This window comes from Yersinia sp. Marseille-Q5920 (assembly GCF_946902935.1).
In the GTDB taxonomy this organism is placed as follows: domain Bacteria; phylum Pseudomonadota; class Gammaproteobacteria; order Enterobacterales; family Enterobacteriaceae; genus Yersinia; species Yersinia rochesterensis.
Genome location: NZ_CAMPQA010000004.1, coordinates 155,895 through 171,418 on the forward strand (window position 1 = coordinate 155,895; position 15,524 = coordinate 171,418).

The following is a 15,524-nucleotide window of genomic DNA, read 5'->3' on the forward strand; positions in this document are numbered from 1 at the left end:
TATTCGGTGTCAGACCATGGAATAAAACTGAGTGAGATTGTTTGCACAATTAGGCTGGTATTTCCGCCGTGAGTGGCGCCGCTATGTGGGAGCGGTACTATTGCTGATCATTATTGCTATCCTGCAATTATTACCACCTAAGTTGGTAGGGGTAATTGTTGATGGCATCAGCACAAAACAGATGTCGACCAATATGTTATTGGTCTGGGTTTGCGTGATGCTAGTGACGGCTATCGTGGTCTATCTGCTGCGTTATGTTTGGCGCGTTTTACTTTTTGGTGCTTCCTATCAATTGGCTGTGGAATTACGCGGCAATTTTTATCGCCAACTTAGCCGACAAGCCCCAGGTTTTTATTTACGTCACCGCACCGGTGATTTAATGGCGCGCGCTACCAATGATGTCGATCGCGTGGTCTTTGCCGCAGGTGAGGGGGTATTAACACTGGTGGATTCGCTGGTGATGGGGTGTGCGGTATTGATTGTCATGAGCACCCAAATCAGCTGGCAATTAACTTTGCTGTCATTGCTCCCCATGCCGGTCATGGCGGTGGTCATCAAATATTACGGCGACCAACTGCATCAGCGTTTCAAATCAGCTCAGGGGGCATTTTCTGCGCTTAATAATCAGGCGCAGGAAAGCCTCACCAGCATTCGCATGATTAAAGCTTTTGGCCTGGAAGAGAACCAATCACAACAATTTGCGCGGGTTGCTGAAGAAGCGGGTGCTAAAAATATGTATGTCGCCCGCATTGATGCTCGTTTTGATCCGACAATTTATATTGCTATCGGTATCGCAAATTTATTGGCTATTGGCGGTGGTAGCTGGATGGTGGTTAACCACAGCATCACCTTGGGGCAGTTGACCAGCTTTGTTATGTATTTAGGCTTAATGATTTGGCCGATGTTGGCGCTGGCGTGGATGTTCAATATTGTTGAACGCGGCAGTGCTGCTTATAGCCGTATTCGTAGTTTGCTGGAAGAAGCGCCAGTGGTGAAAGATGGTGACATCGAACTGTCGAGCGAGCGCGGTACTTTGGCGGTGAATATTCGTCATTTCTATTATCCAGAAGCCAAACAGCCCGCTCTGCATGATGTCGCACTGAAACTAGCCCCAGGACAGATACTTGGGTTATGTGGGCCAACGGGGTCTGGCAAAAGCACCTTGCTGGCACTTATTCAGCGGCAATTTGATATTGATGACGGCGCGATTTGCTATCAAGGGCATCCGCTGTCTGATATCCGTTTGCATGACTGGCGTGGGCGCTTATCCGTGGTCAGCCAGACGCCATTTTTATTCTCTGATACCGTCGCGGGCAACATTGCACTGGGTAAACCTGATGCGACCCAAGATCAAATCGAACGGGCTGCCCGCTTAGCCAGTGTGCATGAAGATATTTTACGTCTTCCTCAGGGGTATGACACGGAAGTGGGCGAGCGCGGTGTGATGTTGTCCGGTGGACAAAAACAGCGGATTTCTATCGCCCGAGCGCTGCTATTGGAGACTGAAATTCTGATCCTCGATGACGCGCTCTCTGCGGTTGATGGTCAAACCGAACATGAAATCTTAAAGAATCTGCGCGAGTGGGGCGAACATCGTACCGTGATTATCAGCGCACACCGCCTTTCTGCCTTAACTGAAGCCAGCGAAATTCTGGTGATGCAGCACGGCGGGGTGATGCAACGCGGTACTCATAATGTTTTGGTGAATCAGTCTGGGTGGTATCGGGAAATGTATCGCTATCAGCAATTGGAGGCGGCATTGGATGACGGTGAGTCGGAGGCCAAAACCGATGAGTAAAGTTAAGCAACTTTGGCCGACACTAAAACGCCTGCTTTCCTATGGTTCCCCTTATCGCAAGCCATTAGGGTTGGCGGTTCTGATGCTGTGGATTGCTGCGGCTGCTGAGGTCAGTGGCCCACTGTTGATCAGTTATTTCATTGACCACGTGGTGGCGAAAGGCACTTTGCCGCTGGGGTTGGTCAGTGGGTTGGCTTTGGCTTATTTGCTACTGCAATTACTGGCAGCCACATTGCACTATTTTCAAGCATTATTGTTTAATCGCGCGGCAGTCGGTGTGGTTCAACGGCTCAGGATTGAAGTGATGGATGCAGCTTTGCGCCAGCCTCTCAGTGCTTTTGATACCCAACCTGTCGGGCAATTGATTTCCCGCGTAACGAACGACACCGAAGTCATAAAAGATTTGTATGTGATGGTGGTGTCGACGGTATTGAAAAGTGCGGCACTAATTGGCGCGATGCTGGTGGCAATGTTCAGCCTGGATTGGCGCATGGCGCTGATTTCGATCTGTATTTTTCCCGCAGTGCTGGTGGTTATGGCGATTTATCAACGTTATAGCACACCGGTCGTCCGCCGGGTTCGAGCCTATTTAGCGGATATTAATGACGGTTTTAATGAAGTCATTAACGGAATGGGCGTTATCCAACAGTTTCGCCAGCAAGTACGTTTTGGTGAGCGCATGGCGTCTACCAATCTCGCTCATTATAAGGCGCGGATGCAAACGTTGCGTCTGGAAGGTTTTTTATTGCGCCCATTGCTGAGTCTATTTTCAGCCATGGTGTTGTGTGGTTTATTGCTGCTTTTCGGCTTCAGTCCAGAGGGTTCTGTGGGGGTCGGGGTGCTGTATGCGTTTATCAACTACCTTGGTCGTCTCAATGAACCATTGATTGAATTGACATCACAGCAGTCGGTCATGCAGCAAGCAGTGGTTGCAGGGGAGCGTATTTTCGAGCTGATGGACAGCGCCCAACAAGGCTATGGCACTGATGACCGTCCACTGACGAGCGGCCGTATTCAGGTTAATAATGTCAGCTTTGCTTATCGCCACGATAAAATGGTGCTGCAAAATATTTCCCTGGATGTGCCTTCGCATGGGTTTATCGCGCTGGTTGGGCATACTGGCAGTGGCAAGAGCACCCTGGCAAATTTGTTGATGGGCTATTATCCGGTGCAGCAAGGTGAGATTTTACTTGATGGTCGGCCACTATCTGAATTATCACATCAAACATTGCGCCAGGGTGTGGCTATGGTGCAACAAGATCCAGTGGTATTAGCCGATTCATTTTTTGCTAATGTGACATTAGGCCGTGATATTAGTGAGCAGCAAGTGTGGGATGCGCTGGAAACTGTGCAATTGGCTCCGCTGGTCCGTGAATTGCCAGATGGGTTGCACAGTTTGCTTGGAGAGCAGGGCAACACCTTGTCAGTCGGGCAAAAGCAGCTTTTGGCGATGGCACGAGTATTGGTGCAGGCACCACAGATTCTTATTTTGGATGAAGCGACGGCTAATATTGACTCTGGCACAGAGCAAGCCATTCAGCGAGCTTTGCAATTGATCCGCAAAAACACCACTTTGGTGGTGATAGCTCACCGCCTTTCGACCATTGTCGAGGCGGATACTATTTTGGTATTGCACCGTGGTGTAGCCGTTGAGCAGGGTAAGCATCAAGAGTTGCTGGCGGCACATGGGCGCTATTATCAAATGTATCAATTGCAATTAGTCAGTGAAGATTTGGCGGCCATTGACCAAATCGAAACTACGATAAGTTAAAGAATAAGCTGCGGGGGCGATGTCCTCGCAGCTTCCCGCTATTTTCCATTTCATTTCTGTTATTTTTCTTTCAGCCAATAGCCCAGCGAATACCTATCAAGAAGCATTGCCGCACCATAATCAGACAACGCGATCGATCAGACAACACAAGCGCGCGAAGATATCGTGGTGCACTTTTGCGACGCGCGTCGCACTAATTTGGTGCGTAAAAACTGTTCAATCCTCTCTATCTAGTGACACCGCTGTCGTGCTGTACATCTCAACCCCCATCAACCCGCCATTTTTGCATTAAATTCTCGTCAATATTATTTATGGCATAGCCTTTGCTTTACTTCTTTTGTGGCAGACATGAATTCAATTTAATTCGAGAAGGGGCAAATATGAAGCTGGTTACCGTGGTTATCAAACCATTTAAGCTAGAAGATGTGCGTGAAGCCTTGTCCTCTGTAGGTATTCAAGGGTTGACCGTAACCGAAGTGAAAGGATTTGGTCGCCAGAAAGGACATGCAGAACTCTATCGGGGAGCGGAATACAGCGTCAATTTTTTACCCAAAGTAAAGATTGATATCGCGATTGCTGATGATCAATTGGATGAAGTTATTGATGTTATCAGTAAGGCCGCTTATACCGGCAAAATTGGTGACGGCAAAATTTTCGTTGCTGAATTGCAACGTGTTATTCGCATCCGTACCGGCGAAACAGACGAAGCAGCACTGTAATTTGCAGGCTCAAATTTAGTGAATAGGGATGGGTTGATGATGAAAAAACTTTTATCCGTGTTGGGCCTGAGTTCGGTAGCAATGCTGCCCTCTTTGGCAATGGCTGCTGCACCGGTGGTAGCTGACAAAGCAGATAATGCCTTTATGATGATTTGCACCGCGTTGGTGCTGTTTATGACGGTCCCCGGTATTGCCCTGTTCTACGGCGGCCTGCTGCGTTCCAAAAACGTATTGTCGATGATGACTCAGGTCATGGTGACCTTTGCGCTGATTTGTGTTTTGTGGATTTTGTATGGCTACAGTCTGGCGTTCAGTACCGGCAACGCATTCTTCGGTAACTTTGATATGGCGATGCTCAAAGGTATTGGCCTGACTAGCTTGAGTGGCACTTTCTACCAATATATCCATGTGGTGTTCCAGGCTTCATTCGCCTGTATCACAGTTGCATTGGTGGTCGGTTCATTTGCTGAGCGAATCCGCTTCTCTGCGGTGCTTATTTTTGCCGTGTTGTGGTTCACTTTCTCATACCTGCCAATGGCGCACATGGTCTGGGGCGGCGGTTTCCTGGCACTGGACGGCGCTCTGGACTTCGCGGGCGGCACAGTGGTGCATATTAATGCCGCGATTGCCGGGTTGGTAGGGGCTTACTTACTGGGTAAACGTGCCGGTTTTGGTAAAGAAGCTTTCAAACCACACAACTTACCGATGGTGTTCACCGGGACTGCAATTCTGTATATCGGCTGGTTTGGTTTCAACGCCGGTTCAGCTAGCGCCGCTAACGAAATTGCTGCATTAGCTTTCTTGAATACAGTTGTCGCGACAGCGGGTGCCATTCTTTCTTGGGTATTTGCTGAGTGGATTTTACGTGGTAAACCATCACTGTTAGGTGCTTGTTCAGGTTGTATCGCCGGTTTGGTGGCGATTACACCGGCGGCAGGGACTGTCGGTGTTGGCGGCGCACTGATTATCGGCCTGGTGGGTGGTGTTGCCGGTCTATGGGGTGTGGTTCTGCTGAAGAAATGGCTGCGGGTGGATGATACCTGTGATGTGTTTGGTGTCCACGGTGTATGCGGGATTGTCGGTTGTATCCTGACCGGCGTCTTCACCTCTGCTTCATTAGGCGGTACCGGTTACGCGGCTGGCGTCACCATGGGGCATCAAGTCGGTGTGCAATTATTTAGCGTGGGTGTGTGTTTGGTCTGGTCTGGTGTCGTTGCTTTCGTCGCCTACAAAATTGCTGACCTGGTGGTTGGCCTGCGGGTACCCGAAGAGCAAGAACGCGAAGGTCTGGATGTTAATAGCCACGGCGAAAATGCCTATAATCAGTAAACTAAGAATGGCAGCAGAATAAATAATAATGATGGTAGCAACAGGGGCGATGGCGACATCGCCCCTTATTATTGATGGCGATTACCGATGTAAACGAATTACACCTTCCTGCACGGTAGAGGCGACCAAGACTCCTTCCCGATTATAGATTTGCCCGCGAACAAAACCACGAGCCCCAGAGGCTGAAGTGCTTTCTACTGCATATAGCAGCCAATCATCAAGCCGGAATGGGCGGTGGAACCACATGGAATGATCAATGGTGGCAATTTGCACGCCTGGTTCAAGGAAGCCAATGCCGTGAGGCTGTAAGGCCGTTGGCAAGAAATTGAAATCAGAAGCATAACCCAGCAAATACTGGTGAACGCGCAAGTCATCCGGCATTTGGCCATTGGCGCGGAACCAGACGTAGCGGTTAGGTTCTGCTTTTGAACCTTGCAGTGGGTTATGGAATTTCACCGGGCGCATTTCAATCGGCTGATTGCCAATAAACTTCTCCCGCACTTTTTCGGGGATCAGATGAGCAAATTGGCGGGCAATCTCGGTTTCCGACATCAATCCCTCCGGCGGTGGGACATCTGGCATAGTATTTTGGTGTTCAAAACCATTTTCCTGACTCTGGAACGACGCCGTCATATAGAAGATAGGTTTACCATTCTGAATCGCGCTGATCCGACGGGCGCTGAAACTATTGCCATCGCGTAATGTTTCTACGTCATAAATGATGGGTTTGCTGCTGTCCCCTGGGCGCAGAAAATAGCTGTGAAATGAATGGACGAGCCGATCAATAGGGACGGTTTGTTTTGCCGCATAAATAGCCTGACCGACAACCTGACCACCAAATACCTGGCGCAAGCCCAGATCTTCACTTTGGCCCCGGAAGATCCCTTCTTCAATTTTCTCCAAATCGAGCAGATCGAGCAGTTTTTCTAATGCCTGGCTCATGTTGTAGTCCCTGATGATTGAGTTCATACACAGTGTGCGGAATCCATTGGGCGGTCGTCAATATATTGCTGTGAAACAGCTGTACGATTGAAGATAGCTTGATAAGGAATAGTCTGATAAATGGCTCAATTGGGAGAGAATCGGCAGGGAGTAGATGATTGTGCTATAATTAGCTTGCTAGGTGGTTGAAGCCACTTATTAAACGCCAACTCTTATATGAATAGCTGGCATCTTAATAATAAGAAGGAGTGCGACCTATGAAACCTTGGCAATTAATGAAATTCTGGCAGATAGTGGGTGGGGCAGCATTGGTCGTTAGTTTAGCGGGGTGCGCCCACAAAGGGGCTGATGTTCCCGTTCCGGCATCCGCAGGAGCCACTGCGGCACCTATTGCTCAACCTGCTGTGCAGGGGACAGTGAATATCCGCGAGCGTATTGCTTTGCCACCTGATGCTATCGTCACGGTAACGCTGTCGGATGCTTCACTGGCTGATGCGCCAACTCGGGTTATTTCTCAGAAAGCAATTCGTACTGAGGGTAAACAGGCTCCGTTTAGTTTTACCTTGCCGTTTAACCCAACTGAGATCCAGCCAAATGCCCGTATCATCGTAAGTGCGGCTATTACACGTAATGGTCAGCTTCTGTTTATCACTGATACCATTCAAGAAGTGATTAACAACGGCACTGGCACTCAGGCGAATCTGCTACTGGTTCCAGTGACCTCTGTTGCAATTGAAACTGCACCTACAGCCACAACGACCGGTACTGGGACGATACAGTAATTCTCATGCCGCTTTATGCGCTGCAGTGTCTTGAACTGTGGCGCTAAAGCTCACTGTAGCGCCAGCGATATTGCTGTAAATCAATACACCCAGCGGGACTTATTTCAATACCTTCAGCCAGCAATGCATTTTTCTGTCTAAGATAATCTTCTCCGATTAACGATATCTCCCCGTGACGATTAATCACCCGATACCAAGGTAATGTAGAGCCTTCAGGTAAGCGTTTCAGAACGCCGCCAACTTGCCGCGCAGCTCTGGGTGAGCCTATCAACCGGGCAATATCGCCATAAGTGGTCACTTGCCCAAATGGAATCGCCGCCACAACCTGAAATACTCGCTGACGGAAGCTGTCGATTATTGGCGGGTGATTTTGCTCTGCTGCGTCATTTAGCGTTTCAGCGTCATCCGGGCTTGATAGCTCAGTTCTTGGTGATGTCACTGCGTCCTCTTTCTTATTGGTTATCTGTGTTAGCAAATAGTGTGGCGCGATAGAGAAAATGAGAGTGATATAAATAGAATGAGGAGAATAAATAACATCATCAGAGATTTTTTTGCCACAAGAAAATAGATTTCGCCCGAAGATTAAGTATGCTGGGCAAGAAATAATCAGTTAGCGCGTGTTGTCTTGCTATTTCGAGGTCCATAGTCGATAATGCCCACCGCTCCAGAGTAAAAGGAGCCGTTAACGTCAATGGAGGTCCTGTTGGTTCTCCCGCAACACTAACTTGTGAACTCGGTCAGATCCGGAAGGAAGCAGCCGTAGCAGGCGAGGTGTGTGCCGGGATGTAGCTGGCAGGGCCTCCACCAATTTTGGCGAGTCATTCATTATCAAAATCATTCGGCTTATCAACTCTCTTCGCCAGCACAATATCAACCAGTAGTTATCAACCAGTAGTTATCAACTAATCATTATCAGCGATAAATCTTTTTGCCCCCCATGTCTATAGTGCTAACCGACCGTTTATTGAAAGTTAATACAAGAATTTTCTTATTTATTTGCAAGTTAGATTTTTAATTTGCATCTTAGATTTGGTCTATAACTAATAATGTTTTTAAATTATTAGTGGCCAGGAGGATTTGATAAATTAAATAGCACAACAATACAGCATCACTTCAATGTTCTGATAAACCCCCATGACTTCATCTAGACACGCTTCATTTAAACACAGATGCGCAATAACGCGGGATTAAAGTTAACCTTCAATACCTGGGTGTTTTATCTCAAATTGAACACTTACAACCCGCTGACTGCATTGAAGCCGATAACAATTATCGGCTCAACGTTGTGTGTCTTAACCAGCGTTAAGCAGACTATTTCACATGTTGCCACACAGTAGGTGGAATTTTATCATAAAGTTTATTCATTGTGAGCTCAGCTAAGCGATGGTCTGCAGCTGAATAAAATAATTCCAGCTCATCATCTGAAAGTTCGTACTTATTCTTTTCAATTACACGTTCTAATGTATCAATAGTTGTACATTTTCTTAAACGCATCAGGTAGTCAGTTTTTGTCATGGTGAATCTTCTTCTCGATATAAAAATAATATAGTGAAACTATTCTTTAAGTTTTCATCAGGGTACAGATGTATTCCCCTGAGAAAAGTCTGAATAAACGCTCTTTGGTTTTTTGCCAGCGACGCAATTCAGGGTCATTGATCCCATAACTACTAAACAGAGTATATGTATCGTCTAAATATTCTTCCACTAACTCTGAAAGGTCTGCGCCATCAGGGTATTTTATTTTAAAACTCATCACAAATGAAGCTATATGCTCGATCAAATCATTCAATTGTAGATTTACGGCAGAAGTCGGGTCATTTACCCAACCATGGTGGCTGTCACCAAGGGTGGCAATGCCTTCATCATACAAACTCTCACATAAAAACTTCAATTGGGCAATGTCATGCCGCTTCGGTGAGTACTCATCCATATCATCCCCTCCGTAAACGCTTAATTCGGTGTTGATAACACAATGTGAGTAGATCGGTAATCATATAAATGCAAAAGCTTATCGGTAAAGTAAATAAACGTTTCTTGCTATAAATATAAATCATTTCTCCGCTCATCGCGCAACTTTATTACTTAATCTTACAATTCATCAGCGGTTGAAGGTCTGTCATTGTTAATTATATCAAAAGTGATTTTTTCTGGGTGTACAATAAATGTTACAGTATTTGTTAACAACTCTTCAGTATTGATATCTAAGCAGGAGTTGAAAATATACCACTGATAAGAGTAAGTCATTGAATAATGGTTATCTTTCAAATTTATAATATCAAGAATTTCTAATGAACCAGTGGTGTACTGGGCATTCTCCGAATAATACATTAACCCAGAAACCAAGCTTTCTTCAATTTCACCTATGTTATTCTTGATAACATTCCTCAGTAATGAAATCGGGTAACGCCCTGAGAAAAAGTCCCCAGCTATTTCATTGTTCATTAATTGTCCGCTCATGGTGACAAGATTAATTCATTAACACACTGCCATTGTTACAAAAAATGCGATGATATCTGTTTTCAGTAACTATTCGCATGATTTGAAGTAAAAATTTCAAATTTAATGAGATTTATCTACTAAACCGCTTAGTTAGCATTGAGTGACGTTATTAAGGTCGTATTCAATAACACTGTTCGACAATAAAATTAAAAAACTTAAATAGAGTTTTGCATATTTAAGGTTATTACTCACGCTTAACTCAGTCTACTTCTATTAATTTAGAATGCTATGCCGGTTTTATCAAGAGGAGGGACTCCCGTAAGGCTGGTTTTCTATTGTGTAAATTACCGTTTTGCGAGCGTTAACGAAGAGTTCTGCTGCTAGAGTACCAAAATCATGCCCACCCTCACCAGTAAGATATTAGTAAAAATACTTTAATTTGCTGTAACTAAGCATGTTCGCACTGCTTATTTTATCAACAGCACCGGATTTTTATCCACCTCTGTTGATGTTGTATCGATACCCCGTCATGAATTGTTACCTTTGAAATATTTATGGTAGAGATGCACACTTGAATTTGACTAAGTAATGTGATGTTATAATATATCATTAATCGCTTATTCTTCTCTGACATGAATAAATTCTCTGCTCGATTTACCCCGCTACCGCACTGGACGTTATTTTCACTTTCTTCCTTACAGCGCATTGTCGGTGTTGCCTTACTTTGTGTGTTGTTGTGGTGTGCCATTTATTGGGCGAATGTATTGCCATGATAAATTTGAGAAATATTGAGATTGGATATGAAAACCGTGCCCTAACACCATCAATTAATGGTTGTTTTTCCGCAGGTTCGCTTACTGCAATTATTGGAGCCAATGGGGCGGGTAAATCCACTTTACTTAAAACTTTGGCGGGCTTACAACCAGCTGTTGCGGGGAAAGTGACATTTACTGGCGGGAGATCCCCGCAAATAGCCTACCTTCCTCAACAAGCTGAGTTAGACAGGCAGTTTCCTATTGTTGTCCAAGATGTAGTGGCGATGGGGTGTTGGCCACAAAGTGGATTATTGGGTGGAATTAATCACCAATCACGGCAACGAATCAAACAGGCATTAAGTGCGGTCGGAATGCAGGATATGGCTCGCCAGCCGGTTGGTGAGCTTTCGGGTGGACAATTGCAGCGGGTGCTATTTGCTCGTCTTTTAGTACAACAAGCGCAACTGATTTTGTTGGATGAGCCTTTCACTGGTATTGATAGCCAAACTGTCGGGTTGTTACTTGAGGTTATTCATCAGCTACATAATGAGGGGAGAACCATAATTGCTGTCCTGCATGATATGTCGATGGTGGCCGACCATTTCCCTCATGCATTGCGGCTAACATCTCAAGGCTATTGCTGGCAATCCTCTGATCAGGTTTTAGCCCAGTGGCACCACTCTCAGGGTTCATCTTGCCCGTTTTCCGCACCGCCCAACTCTCTGAGGGCGATCAATCCATGATATTGCTTCATTTACTTGTTGATCCTTTTTTGGATTTTGGCTTTATGCGCCGGGCATTGATCGCGTGTTTAGCTCTGTCACTCAGTTCTGCGCCATTGGGGGTTTTCTTATTATTACGACGAATGAGTTTAGTCGGTGATGCTCTGTCGCACGCAGTATTACCTGGGGCGGCTATCGGATACCTGATTTCGGGTATGTCACTGGTGGCCATGGGCGTCGGGGGATTTATTGCCGGGCTGGCGGTTGCCATGATGTCGGGATGGGTGAGCCGCCGAACACTGTTAAAAGAAGATGCCAGTTTTGCCGGTTTCTATCTGGGTTCTTTGGCTTTAGGGGTCACGCTAGTCTCTTTGCGCGGCTCCAGTATGGATCTGCTCCATGTGTTATTCGGTTCTATTCTCGCTGTTGATGCCAACGCCATGACCATGGTTGGGGTAATAACCACTTTCTCTATGTTGGCTTTAGCGGCTATTTATCGCGCGCTAGTGGTGGAGTCATTTGATCCTGTTTTCCTGCGGGTCAGTATGGGGCATTGGTTGATGGTGGTTCATGCGCTGTTTCTGTCATTAGTCGTGCTTAATTTAGTGGCTGGATTTCAAATTCTGGGCACGCTGATGTCAGTCGGGCTAATGATGCTCCCCGCCGCCAGTGCGCGTTTTTGGGCCAAAAACTTACCTCAAACCTTGGGCATTGCCATGGCGATTGGCATGATTGCCAGTCTCGTCGGGCTGCTGTGGTCGTATTACGCCTCATTGCCGGCCGGGCCAGCTATTGTCCTGAGTGCCAGTCTGATTTTCTTTTTATCTATTTTATTTGGAAGGCGCGGTGGAGTTTTAGCTACTGCGCGCCGTTGAGAACTATTTCTTATTAAGAACCCCCGTGTCATTAAAGGAGAGTTAAATGAAGTATTTACCTATTAGTTTGGCGGTAGCTGCTCTACTGTCAAGTCCGCTGGCAATGGCGAAAACGGTCGAGGCTGTCGCCAGTTTTTCTATTTTAGGTGATATCGTCAAACAGGTTGGAGGCTCACATGTCAATGTGGTGACCTTAGTTGGCCCAAATGGGGACCCCCATGGTTTTGAACCCACGCCGAAAAATAGTAAGCAATTGTCCAAAGCCGATGTGGTGTTTGTCAGTGGGTTAGGGCTGGAAGGCTGGTTAGAACGGCTGATCATAGCCTCCGGTTATAAAGGGCAGGTCGTCATCGCGTCAACCGGGGTTGATACCCGCAAGATGGATGAAGAGGGCAAAATGGTGACCGACCCTCATGCCTGGAACAGTATGGCGAATGGTATTAAATATGCTAACAACGTAATGAATGCATTGATTATCGCCGATCCTGAAGATGCAGATTATTTCCGTAAGCGCGGGGGGGAATATATTCAACAACTGGAGAAATTGGATGCTTATGCCAAGGCGCAGTTTGCCGCGATCCCCGCTGGGCAGCGCAAGGTTCTAACCAGCCATGATGCATTTGGTTATTTTAGTCAGGAATATGGGGTTAATTTCTTATCACCTGTTGGTTTCTCTACAGAATCTGAAGCCAGTGCCAGTGGAGTTGCTGCGCTGATTAATCAAATCAAAAAAGAGAAAATAAAAACCTATTTCATTGAAAACCAAACTGATCCTCGGCTAGTTAAACAAATTGCTGAAGCCAGTGGCGCACAAGCTGGCGGAGAGCTTTATCCCGAGGCATTATCTGTAGCCGACGGCCCAGCAGCGACTTACACACAAGCCTTTAAACACAATGTGGACACTATTGTGGGTAGCATGAAGTAGTTATCGGAAGAAAATTTCTCAGCCTCAAGGGAAACTAAGGGGCTGAGTTATCAATCCTTTATGACAAATAGAAAAGCCCCGTTGGGCAGCAACGGGGCTTTTGACTGCAACATATTCAACATCACCGTTTTTTATGAGTACCTCCCTGAACGGCTTTAAAACGTGGATTACTTTTGCAAATAACATACACCCGACCACGGCGACGGACGATTTTACAATCGGGATGACGGTTTTTTGCCGATTTCAATGAACTCAATACTTGCATAATTAACTCTCAGAATTAGCTGTTTTTTGGCGTCAGGAAGCTGCCGAACCGCTTATGGAAACGCGCAGTGCTGCCTTCTTTTGAAAACTCTTTTTGTTTACCGGTGTAATACGGATGCGATGCCGAGGAGATATCCAGTGTGACATATGGATAGGTCTGCCCATCGCGTTCAATGGTTCGCGATGTGGCGATGGTTGACCCGACAGTGAAATAAGTGTCCGCACTGGTATCGTGAAAAACCACAGTCCGATAATTAGGGTGGATGCCAGGTTTCATAAAAACTCCAATTGTTATGTTATACTATAACAATAATTATGCTCCATTCGTTTTTCACTTTCAAGTCCGAGTTTCAAGTCCGAATAAATAAAAAAAACCGCAAACCGAAGTTTGCGGACTTTTTTAAAGTGGGTGAGGTGCTTGCTTGCGATTAAGCGACCACGTGCAACCCCAAAACAGCAAAAATGTTCGCCAAAATACCTACGATAATAGCCGCGATAGGGCCTGCCGCTAGTTTCATGACCGGGCGGCCACAAATCTCGTTGAGGATATACAAGCTGACGACTACAAAAATGCCGGTGCCGGGCCAGATTTGATTTGCGGCATTAACCCCGCCCACCAAAAGTGCAATTTCAAGAATTTGCGTCATGGCGGTACGAATATTATCACCGGACATTTTTAACGATGGGAAACGGTTCATCGCCTTGCCAATTCGGCTCAGACTGGTAATTTCAACGCCCATAGCACCAGCCCCAAGTATGCCTGCAACCACTGGGTTAGGCGCAAGGTAGCCTAAGCCGAGGAACCAGTCACACCAGCCGTTGGTGCCATATACGCCACTTATCATTGCGGTGGTGATAATTAGTGGCATGAAAGCCAGAGCTTGAACAATGGCGACGATAGCTGCTGAGGTAATTTGCCCTTTTCCAAGCAATGCTGCTGCAATTGGCTCACCGGCAATCCAATGGTAGTGGGCAGTGATGGTGATTAATGCCGCCATTGGGAGTAGATAAATCGCGTTTTTCCGAATGCGCTTAATATTGTCGTCAAACAAGCTATGTTCTATTTCTTCGCCGTGGCGTTTATCACGGGAAGCAAAGAACAGTAAGCAAATCATGCCAAACAGCATCGCAATGCCTTCTGGGCTGAGTGCCACTTCATTACCCGCAATAGTGACGGGGTTAATTCGTTCAATCACAACACGGGCCAGGAAGGCGATAATAATGGTGATTAACCCCGCTTTTTTGCCGAATTGATAACCGACGGCAATAGCAGGGAAGGCGACAAACGCATAAATTATTGGGTCGCCTACTGACGCGAGGGCATCCAGGAAATTGACGGGTAGATAACTGAAGCCCTTAATCAGCCCATCCAGCGCGATAGTGATTAACGCCCCATAAACAGTACCAATTAATACGGCTAGCTTAGTATTATTCAGTGATACACCAATAATATCCGCTGTCAGCAAAACAATATGAATGACAATAATCCCCGTTGCCAACGTAATTGGCATGGCGAAACCGGTGATGAACCCAATACTGATAGCAAAGGAGATACCCGCCAGCTCTTTTCGGCTCATATTGCCGTTCATAAACTCCGGCATAATAGGCCGCAATCCATCGTGATAAACCGCGATAGACTTGTTGGCAAGAAAAGTGGCATACCCTCCCATTAGAGCGAAAAGAATAATCTTAACTAAATTAAACGATTCCATATCACGACCCCATCGAGGCCAATAGGCCCCCGGCTAATTTGTTTATTATTGTTGTCAATTGCGTCAGTCTTTTTCAGTCAAAGTGGCTTACTGTATATATTCACAGCGTTATTTGTCCACCAATAAAACGGCGCATAAGGCTTTAACAGAGTTTTCAACGCGATCATTGGTAAAGCCAAATGCTTTTTTACCTTGATCTATCAATTGGCTGATATTGGCTTCTGAGGGCTGGGTCAGAGCATTCGCTATTGTGGCGCACTTATCGCGGCCAATCAGGGCGTAAGCCATAGCAAGAGCGCCGCCGGCACCACTTTGGCAAGCGCCCACGTAATAGTCGAAACTGCCATTTTTGACTTTCATGGCGGCATCCATGTCAGTAAAAATTTCACAGGAAATTTTATCTGCGCCATATTTAGCTAAACAATCTCGTATTTCGTTTTTATTCAGTTGCCCACCAATAGCGATTTTAAGCATTCTTACTTCCCCTTAAG

17 protein-coding genes and 1 other RNA gene are annotated in these 15,524 nt (G+C 46.2%); 9 read left to right on the forward strand and 9 right to left on the reverse strand.

The annotated features are described in order from the left end of the window. Positions 1-31 precede the first annotated feature (31 nt). The 4 genes from OVO64_RS07525 (at position 32) to amtB (ending at position 5,617) form a co-directional block, all read left to right on the forward strand. On the forward strand, positions 32-1,798 hold the full coding sequence (locus OVO64_RS07525) for a SmdA family multidrug ABC transporter permease/ATP-binding protein (protein ID WP_038631526.1): 1,767 nt from the start codon (positions 32-34) through the stop codon (positions 1,796-1,798). Further along, entirely contained in the window at positions 1,791-3,569 is a 1,779-nt protein-coding gene (locus tag OVO64_RS07530) for a SmdB family multidrug efflux ABC transporter permease/ATP-binding protein (RefSeq protein WP_042562459.1), read from the forward strand. Before OVO64_RS07525 ends, OVO64_RS07530 begins: the two co-directional genes overlap by 8 nt. Positions 3,570-3,949: 380 nt before the next feature. Continuing rightward, positions 3,950-4,288, forward strand: a complete 339-nt coding sequence (glnK, locus tag OVO64_RS07535; protein ID WP_002208627.1) for a P-II family nitrogen regulator — start codon at positions 3,950-3,952, stop codon at positions 4,286-4,288. Positions 4,289-4,327: 39 nt separating this feature from the next. Beyond that, complete coding sequence (gene amtB / locus OVO64_RS07540) at positions 4,328-5,617, forward strand: ammonium transporter AmtB (RefSeq protein ID WP_038639390.1); 1,290 nt, start codon at positions 4,328-4,330, stop codon at positions 5,615-5,617. Between the two features lie 81 nt (positions 5,618-5,698). On the opposite strand, the gene tesB is transcribed toward amtB, so the two are convergent. Beyond that, the gene (tesB, locus tag OVO64_RS07545) at positions 5,699-6,559 is read right to left on the reverse strand and encodes an acyl-CoA thioesterase II (RefSeq protein ID WP_038631531.1); all 861 of its coding nucleotides are present in this window, start codon (positions 6,557-6,559) and stop codon (positions 5,699-5,701) included. 257 nt (positions 6,560-6,816) lie between these two features. Here tesB and OVO64_RS07550 point away from each other — a divergent pair, with 257 nt between their 5' ends. Further along, positions 6,817-7,341, forward strand: a complete 525-nt coding sequence (locus tag OVO64_RS07550) for a YbaY family lipoprotein (RefSeq protein ID WP_038631533.1) — start codon at positions 6,817-6,819, stop codon at positions 7,339-7,341. 43 nt (positions 7,342-7,384) lie between these two features. On the opposite strand, the gene OVO64_RS07555 is transcribed toward OVO64_RS07550, so the two are convergent. Continuing rightward, a complete protein-coding gene (locus OVO64_RS07555) occupies positions 7,385-7,780 on the reverse strand; it encodes an MGMT family protein (RefSeq protein WP_038631536.1) in 396 nt (131 codons plus the stop codon). A 262-nt stretch (positions 7,781-8,042) separates the two neighbouring features. Here OVO64_RS07555 and ffs point away from each other — a divergent pair. Next, an RNA gene (ffs, locus tag OVO64_RS07560) (signal recognition particle sRNA small type) lies at positions 8,043-8,139 on the forward strand. Between the two features lie 513 nt (positions 8,140-8,652). Here the strand turns inward: ffs and ymoA are convergent. The 3 genes from ymoA to OVO64_RS07575 form a co-directional block, all read right to left on the reverse strand. Further along, on the reverse strand, positions 8,653-8,856 hold the full coding sequence (ymoA, locus tag OVO64_RS07565; protein WP_002208622.1) for an expression modulating protein YmoA: 204 nt from the start codon (positions 8,854-8,856) through the stop codon (positions 8,653-8,655). 46 nt (positions 8,857-8,902) lie between these two features. Then, the gene (tomB, locus tag OVO64_RS07570) at positions 8,903-9,271 is read right to left on the reverse strand and encodes an Hha toxicity modulator TomB (RefSeq protein ID WP_038631539.1); all 369 of its coding nucleotides are present in this window, start codon (positions 9,269-9,271) and stop codon (positions 8,903-8,905) included. A 158-nt stretch (positions 9,272-9,429) separates the two neighbouring features. Further along, on the reverse strand, positions 9,430-9,783 hold the full coding sequence (locus OVO64_RS07575) for a hypothetical protein (protein WP_145509614.1): 354 nt from the start codon (positions 9,781-9,783) through the stop codon (positions 9,430-9,432). A 766-nt stretch (positions 9,784-10,549) separates the two neighbouring features. Here OVO64_RS07575 and OVO64_RS07580 point away from each other — a divergent pair. From OVO64_RS07580 to OVO64_RS07590, 3 genes are read left to right on the forward strand one after another with little or no spacing between them, the layout of a single operon-like run. Beyond that, on the forward strand, positions 10,550-11,278 hold the full coding sequence (locus tag OVO64_RS07580; RefSeq protein ID WP_267248694.1) for a metal ABC transporter ATP-binding protein: 729 nt from the start codon (positions 10,550-10,552) through the stop codon (positions 11,276-11,278). Further along, a complete protein-coding gene (locus OVO64_RS07585) occupies positions 11,275-12,132 on the forward strand; it encodes a metal ABC transporter permease (protein ID WP_038631544.1) in 858 nt (285 codons plus the stop codon). Before OVO64_RS07580 ends, OVO64_RS07585 begins: the two co-directional genes overlap by 4 nt. Positions 12,133-12,178: 46 nt before the next feature. Then, a complete protein-coding gene (locus OVO64_RS07590; RefSeq protein ID WP_038631545.1) occupies positions 12,179-13,057 on the forward strand; it encodes a metal ABC transporter substrate-binding protein in 879 nt (292 codons plus the stop codon). Between the two features lie 121 nt (positions 13,058-13,178). Here the strand turns inward: OVO64_RS07590 and ykgO are convergent, their stop codons facing one another. The 4 genes from ykgO to OVO64_RS07610 all read right to left on the reverse strand — a co-directional run bounded on the left by ykgO (position 13,179) and on the right by OVO64_RS07610 (position 15,507). After that, positions 13,179-13,322 carry a type B 50S ribosomal protein L36 gene (gene ykgO / locus OVO64_RS07595; protein WP_050113290.1) on the reverse strand — a complete coding sequence of 48 codons (144 nt, stop codon included), beginning with the start codon at positions 13,320-13,322 and terminating at the stop codon, positions 13,179-13,181. A gap of 15 nt (positions 13,323-13,337) precedes the next feature. After that, a complete protein-coding gene (locus OVO64_RS07600) occupies positions 13,338-13,598 on the reverse strand; it encodes a type B 50S ribosomal protein L31 (RefSeq protein WP_038631547.1) in 261 nt (86 codons plus the stop codon). Between the two features lie 151 nt (positions 13,599-13,749). Next, positions 13,750-15,033 carry a YhfT family protein gene (locus OVO64_RS07605; RefSeq protein WP_038631550.1) on the reverse strand — a complete coding sequence of 428 codons (1,284 nt, stop codon included), beginning with the start codon at positions 15,031-15,033 and terminating at the stop codon, positions 13,750-13,752. 108 nt (positions 15,034-15,141) lie between these two features. Further along, the gene (locus OVO64_RS07610; RefSeq protein ID WP_145509613.1) at positions 15,142-15,507 is read right to left on the reverse strand and encodes a DUF2620 domain-containing protein; all 366 of its coding nucleotides are present in this window, start codon (positions 15,505-15,507) and stop codon (positions 15,142-15,144) included. Positions 15,508-15,524: the final 17 nt, after the last annotated feature.

Excerpts from the sequence above, each read along its gene's own strand:
- amtB (WP_038639390.1), top strand. The coding sequence starts at position 4,328 with ATGAAAAAACTTTTATCCGTGTTGGGCCTGAGTTCGGTAGCAATGCTG.
- OVO64_RS07550 (WP_038631533.1), top strand. The coding sequence starts at position 6,817 with ATGAAACCTTGGCAATTAATGAAATTCTGGCAGATAGTGGGTGGGGCA.
- tesB (WP_038631531.1), bottom strand. The coding sequence starts at position 6,559 with ATGAGCCAGGCATTAGAAAAACTGCTCGATCTGCTCGATTTGGAGAAA.
- glnK (WP_002208627.1), top strand. The coding sequence starts at position 3,950 with ATGAAGCTGGTTACCGTGGTTATCAAACCATTTAAGCTAGAAGATGTG.
- OVO64_RS07530 (WP_042562459.1), top strand. The coding sequence starts at position 1,791 with ATGAGTAAAGTTAAGCAACTTTGGCCGACACTAAAACGCCTGCTTTCC.
- OVO64_RS07610 (WP_145509613.1), bottom strand. The coding sequence starts at position 15,507 with ATGCTTAAAATCGCTATTGGTGGGCAACTGAATAAAAACGAAATACGA.
- OVO64_RS07585 (WP_038631544.1), top strand. The coding sequence starts at position 11,275 with ATGATATTGCTTCATTTACTTGTTGATCCTTTTTTGGATTTTGGCTTT.
- tomB (WP_038631539.1), bottom strand. The coding sequence starts at position 9,271 with ATGGATGAGTACTCACCGAAGCGGCATGACATTGCCCAATTGAAGTTT.
- OVO64_RS07605 (WP_038631550.1), bottom strand. The coding sequence starts at position 15,033 with ATGGAATCGTTTAATTTAGTTAAGATTATTCTTTTCGCTCTAATGGGA.
- ymoA (WP_002208622.1), bottom strand. The coding sequence starts at position 8,856 with ATGACAAAAACTGACTACCTGATGCGTTTAAGAAAATGTACAACTATT.
- ykgO (WP_050113290.1), bottom strand. The coding sequence starts at position 13,322 with ATGCAAGTATTGAGTTCATTGAAATCGGCAAAAAACCGTCATCCCGAT.
- OVO64_RS07600 (WP_038631547.1), bottom strand. The coding sequence starts at position 13,598 with ATGAAACCTGGCATCCACCCTAATTATCGGACTGTGGTTTTTCACGAT.
- OVO64_RS07575 (WP_145509614.1), bottom strand. The coding sequence starts at position 9,783 with ATGAACAATGAAATAGCTGGGGACTTTTTCTCAGGGCGTTACCCGATT.
- OVO64_RS07590 (WP_038631545.1), top strand. The coding sequence starts at position 12,179 with ATGAAGTATTTACCTATTAGTTTGGCGGTAGCTGCTCTACTGTCAAGT.
- OVO64_RS07580 (WP_267248694.1), top strand. The coding sequence starts at position 10,550 with ATGATAAATTTGAGAAATATTGAGATTGGATATGAAAACCGTGCCCTA.